At 66.3% G+C, this 732-nt stretch carries 1 protein-coding gene; it reads right to left on the bottom strand.

Annotated features, from left to right (window positions below):
• Nucleotides 1–732 (bottom strand): AMP-binding protein (locus QZM67_RS40020; protein ID WP_301811983.1); only part of this gene is annotated, 732 nt, incomplete at both ends.

The raw sequence follows: 732 nt of genomic DNA, 5'->3' as shown, positions 1-732 counted from the left end.
GCTTGTGATACCACATCCAGGCTTCCGGATTGATCGGCTCGCCGACCGTGCCGATGATGCGCAGGCTCGACAGGTCGTAGCTCTTCGGATGCACCTTGTCGTCGGCTTCGGCCGCCTTGATCAGCGAGCGGATCGCGGTCGGCGCGGTGTAGAACACGGTGACCTTGTGGTCGCCGATCATCTTCCAGAAGCGGCCTGCGTCCGGGTAGGTCGGCACGCCTTCGAACACGACCTGCGTGCCGCCGCACGCGAGCGGGCCGTACGTGATGTACGTGTGGCCGGTGACCCAGCCGATGTCGGCCGTGCACCAGAACACGTCGGCGGGCTTCCAGTCGAAGGTCCACTTCATCGTCTGCGCGGCCCACAGCAGGTAGCCGCCCGTGCTGTGCTGCACGCCCTTCGGCTTGCCGGTCGAACCCGACGTATACAGGATGAACAGCGGATGCTCGGCGCCGACCCATTCCGGCTCGCACTGGTCGGATTCGGCGGCCGTCAGTTCATGCATCCACAGATCGCGCTCGGCGTGCCAGTCGATCTTGCCGCCGGTGCGGCGATAGACGATCACGCTCTTCACGGCCTCGCAGCCGCCCATCGCAATTGCTTCATCCGCGATGCTCTTCAGCGGCAGCGTCTTGCCGCCGCGTGCCTGCTCGTCGGCCGTGACGAGCGCGGTCGCGCCGACGTCGACGAGCCGCTCGTTCAGCGACTTCGCGGAGAAGCCGCCGAACACGA

The organism is Burkholderia sp. AU45251 (assembly GCF_030482905.1).
Taxonomy (GTDB): domain Bacteria; phylum Pseudomonadota; class Gammaproteobacteria; order Burkholderiales; family Burkholderiaceae; genus Burkholderia; species Burkholderia aenigmatica.
This window is presented reverse-complemented; position numbering and strand designations above follow the sequence as displayed.